The 6584-nt window shown below is 71.5% G+C and carries 6 protein-coding genes; 4 read left to right on the top strand and 2 right to left on the bottom strand.

All coding sequences use genetic code 11. The annotated features are described in order from the left end of the window. Window positions 1–1045: methyl-accepting chemotaxis protein (locus D7X55_RS33455; RefSeq protein ID WP_147470307.1), on the top strand; the 1045-nt coding region annotated here is incomplete at its 5' end. An 18-nt stretch (window positions 1046–1063) separates the two neighbouring features. Here D7X55_RS33455 and D7X55_RS33460 read toward each other — a convergent pair. Next, window positions 1064–1828 carry an SDR family NAD(P)-dependent oxidoreductase gene (locus D7X55_RS33460; protein WP_120550478.1) on the bottom strand — a complete coding sequence of 255 codons (765 nt, stop codon included), beginning with the start codon at window positions 1826–1828 and terminating at the stop codon, window positions 1064–1066. A 117-nt stretch (window positions 1829–1945) separates the two neighbouring features. On the opposite strand from D7X55_RS33460, the gene D7X55_RS33465 reads away from it, so the two are divergent. Continuing rightward, complete coding sequence (locus D7X55_RS33465; protein ID WP_121725179.1) at window positions 1946–2947, top strand: DUF1028 domain-containing protein; 1002 nt, start codon at window positions 1946–1948, stop codon at window positions 2945–2947. A gap of 49 nt (window positions 2948–2996) precedes the next feature. Continuing rightward, window positions 2997–4178: an acyl-CoA dehydrogenase family protein gene (locus D7X55_RS33470; RefSeq protein WP_121725180.1), complete on the top strand. Its 1182-nt coding sequence runs from the start codon at window positions 2997–2999 to the stop codon at window positions 4176–4178. A 79-nt stretch (window positions 4179–4257) separates the two neighbouring features. On the opposite strand, the gene D7X55_RS44905 is transcribed toward D7X55_RS33470, so the two are convergent. Then, a complete protein-coding gene (locus D7X55_RS44905) occupies window positions 4258–4800 on the bottom strand; it encodes a DUF2058 family protein (protein WP_233610224.1) in 543 nt (180 codons plus the stop codon). A 442-nt stretch (window positions 4801–5242) separates the two neighbouring features. Between D7X55_RS44905 and D7X55_RS33480 the strand changes: the two genes are divergently transcribed. Then, entirely contained in the window at window positions 5243–6280 is a 1038-nt protein-coding gene (locus D7X55_RS33480; RefSeq protein WP_199747272.1) for a hypothetical protein, read from the top strand. Window positions 6281–6584: the final 304 nt, after the last annotated feature.

The following is a 6584-nucleotide window of genomic DNA, read 5'->3' on the forward strand; positions in this document are numbered from 1 at the left end:
GGGGCTGCTCGTGGCGTTGATGGCGGGCGGGGGCGTGTTCCTGCTGGTGCGGCGGATGATGGCGCCCCTGGGCGCGCTGACGGCGGCGGCGGCGCGCGTGGTGGCGGAAGGGGACTTCAGCGGCACGTTGAACATCCACTCCCATGACGAGATCGGCCAGTTGGCCACGTCCTTCGGGGAGATGATGGCGCGGCTGCGCGCGGTGCTGCTGGCGCTGAAGAACTCCGCGCAGGAGCTGGAGGCCACGGCGCTGGAGCTGGCGAACTCCGCGTCGGACCAGAACCTGGCGGTGACGCGGCAGGCGGCGGCGCTGCACCAGACGCAGATCGCCGCGCGGCAGCTTCAGGAGAGCTCGCGGGCGGCGGCGCAGCGGGCCACGGGCGTGCTGCGCGAGGCGGAGAAGGCGGGCGCGGTGGGGCAGGCGGGCGAGTCCGCGGTGGCGGGCAGCGTGGGCGGACTCACGCACATCCGCTCGCAGGTGGAGCGCATCTCCAACACGGTGTCGGAGCTGCGGCAGAGCACGCGGCAGGTGGGCGACATCACCGGCACGGTGAAGGACCTGGCGGACCAGTCCAACGTGCTGGCGCTGAACGCGGCCATCGAAGCGGCGCGCAGCGGTGAGGCGGGGAGGGCGTTCGCGGTGGTGGCCCGGCAGATGCGGTCGCTGGCGGACCAGTCCGCGACGGCCACGGCGCGCGTGCAGACCATCCTGGCGGACATCGGCCGCGCCATCTCCGAGGCCGTCCAGACGAGCGAGGGTGGCACGCGCGAGGTGGAGGGCGGCCTGGAGCAGGCGCGCGCGGCGGGAGAGAGCCTGCGCGCGCTGGCCGCGGTCATCCAGAACAACAGCGTGTCCGTGAAGAGCATCGCGGACATGGTGAGCCAGCAGGACGCGGGCATCGCGGAGCTGTTCGCCGCGCTGAGCGATTTGACCCGGCTGGCGGACGAGACGGTGGAGCGCGTGGCCACCAGCGCCGTGGCCGCCGCGCGCCTCACCACCGCGTCCCACGAGGTCAGCAACATCGTGGGGCAGTACCGCCTGTGACGGCTTGAGGGCCGTGCGCTACGCCGCCTCTCCGCCGTCGATGGCGTAGGCCGCGCCGGTGATGGGCGCCGCCGCGTCCGACGCGAGGAAGAGGCACATCGCGGCCACCTCCTCCGGCTGGATGATGCGGCCCATGGCGCTCATGGCGGCCAGGGCCTCGCGGGCCTGCTCCTCGCTGCGGCCCGTCGTCTTGGTGATGGCGGCCGTCGCGCCCGCGAACATGTCCGTCTCCACCCAGCCCGGGTTCACGATGTTCACGGTGACGTTCTTGCGCGCGTACTCCACGGACAGCGCGCGCGTCAGCCCCAGCAGCGCGTGCTTGGACGCGCAATAGGCGGACGTGTACTTCGCCCCGCGCGTCGCGGTGATGGACCCGATGTTGATGACGCGCCCGCCGCCCGCGGACGCCATGGCGGGCATCAGCTCACGGCACAGCAGGAAGGGCGCCGTCACGTTCACGGCCATCACCTTCGCCAGGTCCGCCGTGGACGTCTTCGTCAGCGGCGCGGACACGGTGATGCCCGCATTGTTCACCAGCACGCGGGGCGTGCCCGCCGCCAGCACGGTCTTGCACGCCGCCAGCAGCGCGGACTCGTCCGCCACGTCCACCGTGAGCGCGCGGATGTGTTCGCCCCCTTCCTTGCGCAGCGCCTCCAGCGACTCCGCCGAGCGCGCCAGCGCCCAGACGTCATAGCCCTCGCGCGCGAACGCCAGGGACACCGCGCGGCCAATGCCCCGGCTCGCGCCCGTCACCACCACCGTCTTCGTCGTCTCGTTTGCCATGGACGGACAGCATAGGTCGCCACGCGTGATTCGTACGGACGGTGCACGGCGAAATGCATCATTCGCGATGCCGGGGGCTCTTCAAGACAACACCCACTGCACCGGAGTCCTCTGCCCATGAAGTCGTTCAAGCACGGCCTGCTGGCCGCCTCCTGTCTGATGCTCGCGTCCACGTCCGCACTCGCCGCCGCGCCCACCGGCATCAACCCGCGAGTCCTCGGCACACGCGCCATCGTCGCGTGCGACGCGGTGGAGAAGTCCTGCGGCGTGGCCAGCATCTCCTTCCCCTCGGGCATCAGCGGCCTGGTGCCCTACGGCCGCCCGGACGTGGCGGTGGCCTCCATGTTCTATCCCTCGGTGGATGACGCCGAGGCGATCATCGCCCGCACCGACGCGGGCGACACGGCCCAGGCCGCCGTCGACTACGTGTTCACCGTGGACCCGTACGCGGACTACCGGCAGCTGGCCGCGGTGAAGCTCAACGCCGATGGCACCACCACCGTGGGCCAGCAGACCGGGGCGCAGAGCGCATCGCAGCGCTGCGCGGTGAAGGGCGCGAACTTCGTGGTGCAGGCCAACAACCAGACCACCGCCACCATCTGCGACGCCATGGTGAGGGGCTTCCAGCAGGCCACGGGCAGCCTGCCGCAGCGGCTGCTCGCGTCGCTCAAGGCGGGCGCCCGGGTGGGCGGAGACAACAACGGCGAGCGCTCCGGCGTCATCCGCGTCTGGAGCTCGGAGAACGAGGCGGTCTTCTACACGAAGGTGCTCGCGGACGCCGTCGTGCACGGCAGCAAGAACGCGCTGCGCGAGCTGGACGTGGAGATGAACCGCTACCAGGCGGGCGTCGCGGCGCCGTACGCGTCGGACCTCATCCCGCTCGACAAGGAGACGACGAAGGTCGTGAAGCGCGTGCTGCACAAGCTCGGGTACTACCGGGGCCGCATGGACGCGACCTGGAACGACGCCGCGGAAGCCGCGCTGTATGACTTCAACTGGAACAACCTCTTCTTCCTCAAGCCCACGGTGGTGGTGGACGGCCAGCGGAAGATCGACGGTCCGCTGGTCAACTTCCTGCGCGACGCGGACCTGGATGCGCTCGCGCCCGCGAAGCGCTGACGCGCCGGTGGTTTGACGGCTCCGGCATGGCGACGTTAAGCAAGTCGCCATGCCCCGCGCCGACATCACCGACCTGTTCCGCATCGACGACCTGCTGTCCGCCGAGGAGAAGGCCGCCCGCGACGCGGTGGCCCGCTTCGTGGACGCGGAGGTGCTGCCCATCATCGGCAAGCACTTCCGAGACGGCACCTTCCCCGCGCACCTCATCCCGGGCCTGGCGGAGCTGGGCGTGCTGGGCGCGAACCTCCAGGGCTACGGCTGCGCGGGCATGAACACCGTCAGCTACGGCCTGGTGTTGCAGGAGCTGGAGCGCGGTGACTCCGGCCTGCGCAGCTTCGCGTCCGTGCAGGGCTCGCTGTGCATGTTCCCCATCCACGCCTACGGCAGCGAGGAGCAGAAGGCGCGCTTCCTCCCCGGCATGGCGAAGGGACAGCTCATCGGCTGCTTCGGCCTCACCGAGCCCGACTTCGGCTCCAACCCCGGCGGCATGCGTGCCCGCGCGCGGAAGGATGGAGACAGCTGGGTGCTCAATGGCACCAAGGCGTGGATTACCAACGGCAGCATCGCGGACGTCGCGGTGGTGTGGGCGAAGACGGACGACGGCGGCCCGGAGTCCGTGCGCGGCTTCCTGGTGGAGAAGGGGATGCCCGGCTTCAGCGCGCGGGAGATTCCCGGCAAGTTCTCCCTGCGCGCGTCGCGCACCAGCGAGCTGTCCTTCCAGGACGTGCGCGTGCCGGACCGCAACGTGATGCCCGGCGTGGTGGGCCTGCGCGGTCCGCTGTCGTGCCTCAACAACGCGCGGGCGGGCATCGCGTTCGCGGTGACGGGCGCGGCCATCGCGTGCTTCGAGGGCGCGCGCGAGTACGCGCTGTCCCGCACGCAGTTCGACGGCAAGTCCATCGCCGGCTACCAGCTCACGCAGGAGAAGCTGGCGGACATGCTCCAGGAGATCGTGAAGGCGCAGCTCTTGAGCCTGCGGCTCGCGCGCCTCAAGGACGAGGGCAAGAGCAACCCCGTGATGGTGAGCCTGGCCAAGCGCAACAACGTGAAGAGCGCGCTCGACATCGCCCGCGTGGCCCGGAGCATCTACGGCGCCAACGGCATCACGGACGACTATCCGCCCGTGCGTCACATGCTCAATCTGGAGTCTGTCTTCACCTACGAGGGCACCCACGAGGTGCACACGCTGGTGCTGGGCAAGGCCATCACCGGCATCGACGCGTTCGGCTGAGGCCGGCGCGGACATCCGGTGGAAGCCGCGCCTCCCCTCGCTCCCGGATGGGAAGGAGGGGAGGGCACGGGAAGGAACGTCAGGACTGGGGGCTGCCTTCGCCGCTCGGCTCGCCAGACGGCTCGGAGGACGCTTCGGCGGACTCGCCGCCCTCCTCGGAGCCTTCCGCGGACGCCTCGGGCTCGTCGGGCGTCTCCACCGCGGTGCCGGAGGCCTCGGCGGCCTGCTGCGCCTTGAGCTCCTCGTCGTTCATGAAGCCGACGGGGTTCTCCTTGCGGTTGAAGAAGCGCACGGCCTTCTGCGACAGCGCGAACATCTGCTCGGCCGCGGCGGCGGGCACCAGCGAGTGCTCAATCTGCGCGGGCTCCGGACGCTCCACCACGCCCAGCTCGCCGTCCTCCAGCTGCTTGGCCTGCGCGGGGCTCAGCTCCATGCGGCGCAGCTTTCCCTTGCGCGTCATGAAGTAGAAGGCCGTCTCGCCCGGCTCCTGCGGCACCTGGGCGCCCAGCACCAGCTCGCGCAGGGCGCGGTCCAGCTCCACCTGCTTCTTGGACTCGGCGCGCTGGTAGGCCTTGGAGCCCGGCAGGGGCGGCAGCTTGGGGATGGGCTTCTCCGAGGGCACGCCCGGACGCACGTTGGCGCCGAACCCGCCCTGGGGACCGCCCCGGAAGCCTCCGCCCTGGCGCGGCGGACCGCCCGCACCCTGGCGCGGGGGACCTCCGGCGCCGCGCGGGGGGCCTCCACCGCCCTCACGGCGCGGCGGACCTCCGCGGTCATCGCGGCGCGGCGGGCCTCCGGCTGTCCGATTCTCATCACGTCCACGAGGGGCCGGGGCGCGTGGAGCGCTCCCCCGGTTGTCCTCCTGGCGCCGTGGCGCCGAGGGCATGGAGTCGGACTTCTTGGCCTGCTCCTCGGAGACGAGGCCCGCTTTCAACAACTTGTCTCGCAGGTTCTGCATGGGTTGGGCGTTCTATCCCTTGCACGGCTGCACGCAAGCCACCGCTTGCCGCTCATGTCCCCCCCACGTAACTTGCCGCCCCCGCCGTCCTGGTCGTGGAGGTTCCGTGAGAAGTCTGACGAAGTCCGCCGCCCTCGCCCTGGTCCTGGCAGCCGCCGGCTGCTCCGACCCCGTCGACAAGGCGGCCAAGGCCCGCATCTTCTCTCCGGAGGACCCGCCGAAGGTGGTGGCCTCGGCGAAGGAGAAGCTGCCGCCGGAGGACGTCGCGGACAACCCCCAGGTGTCGCGCCGCATCCTGGGCATGGACGCCGCGGAGGTGACCGAGCGGCTGGGCCCGCACTTCTTCCAGTCCACCCTCAGCTACGAGTGGGCCGGCCCCAACGGCAACAACCCGGTGAAGCTCACGGAGACGCGCTCCTTCCGCGCGGGCCCCGGCGGCGTCAACGGCGACTTCCACGGCGTCCTGGAGAACTCCCGGGACCAGGGCCTGGAGGTGATGCGCGTGAAGGGGCAGGTGTTCGCGCGCAACCGCTACGGCCCGTACCGCCAGCGCCTGCGCGACCGGGGCATGGCCGAGCGCACCCGCACGGAGCTGACGGGCGCCATCCGCGACTTCGACAGCCTCTTCCAGGGCCGCATCAAGCTCACCCCCGCGGGCACCGTCACCCACGAGGGGCGCACCGCGTGGAAATACAACGTCTCCCTGGGCGCGCCCCAGGAGGGCGGCGCCCCCAAGAAGATGCCCGCCGCCTTCTCCCCGAAGAACGCGGACGAGACGACGAAGCGCCGCGCCAACTTCTTCGCGCACCGGCTGCCCCGCTCGCTGGAGGGCGAGGTGCTGGTGGACGCGGCCACCTCCGTCGTCCTCAAGGCCCGGCTGGATGGCCGCATCGGCGTGCCCCAGGAGAAGACCCCGGAGGCCGCGGAGCTGCGCATGACGCTGGAGTCCAGCCTGACGGAGATTGGCAAGGACCCCGGGCTGCAGCCGCCCCAGGACTTCCTGCCGGACGCGGACAAGCCCCAGGGCATCGCGGACGCGCTGGACCACTTCGGCATCCCGCGCAACAAGGCCGGGGACTCGCCCGCCGCCCCGGGGGCCACGCCCGGCGCCCCGGACCCGGAGGACGAGGCCGAGGGCAACTGACGCACCTGTCGCACCTCGCCGGGCTGTGACGGCCGTGTCCTGCAAGGGCCGCGGCCTCCACCCGGCCCTCCCCGCAAGTGCCTGACGCGGCTGGGGAATCCCCCTGGCCCTGGCCTTGCTCCGGGGGGAGGCCATGTTCCGCTCCGCCCTCCCCCTGGCGTGCGCCGGGCTCGCACTCCTGGCGACCCCCGCCCTCGCTGAACCCGCCAACAACCTGGGCATCACCGTCGCGCCGCTGGGGGCCTACGTGCTCCAGGGGCGGACGGAGGCGGAGCGCACGGTGGGCTACAGCGCGGGCCTGGGC

It is taken from the genome of Corallococcus sp. AB049A, assembly GCF_003668885.1.
Classification (GTDB): Bacteria; Myxococcota; Myxococcia; order Myxococcales; family Myxococcaceae; genus Corallococcus; species Corallococcus interemptor.

Bases quoted from the DNA above. Each gene is read 5' to 3' on its own strand.
- D7X55_RS33460 (WP_120550478.1), bottom strand. From the start codon at position 1,828: ATGGCAAACGAGACGACGAAGACGGTGGTGGTGACGGGCGCGAGCCGG.
- D7X55_RS33465 (WP_121725179.1), top strand. From the start codon at position 1,946: ATGAAGTCGTTCAAGCACGGCCTGCTGGCCGCCTCCTGTCTGATGCTC.
- D7X55_RS33470 (WP_121725180.1), top strand. From the start codon at position 2,997: ATGCCCCGCGCCGACATCACCGACCTGTTCCGCATCGACGACCTGCTG.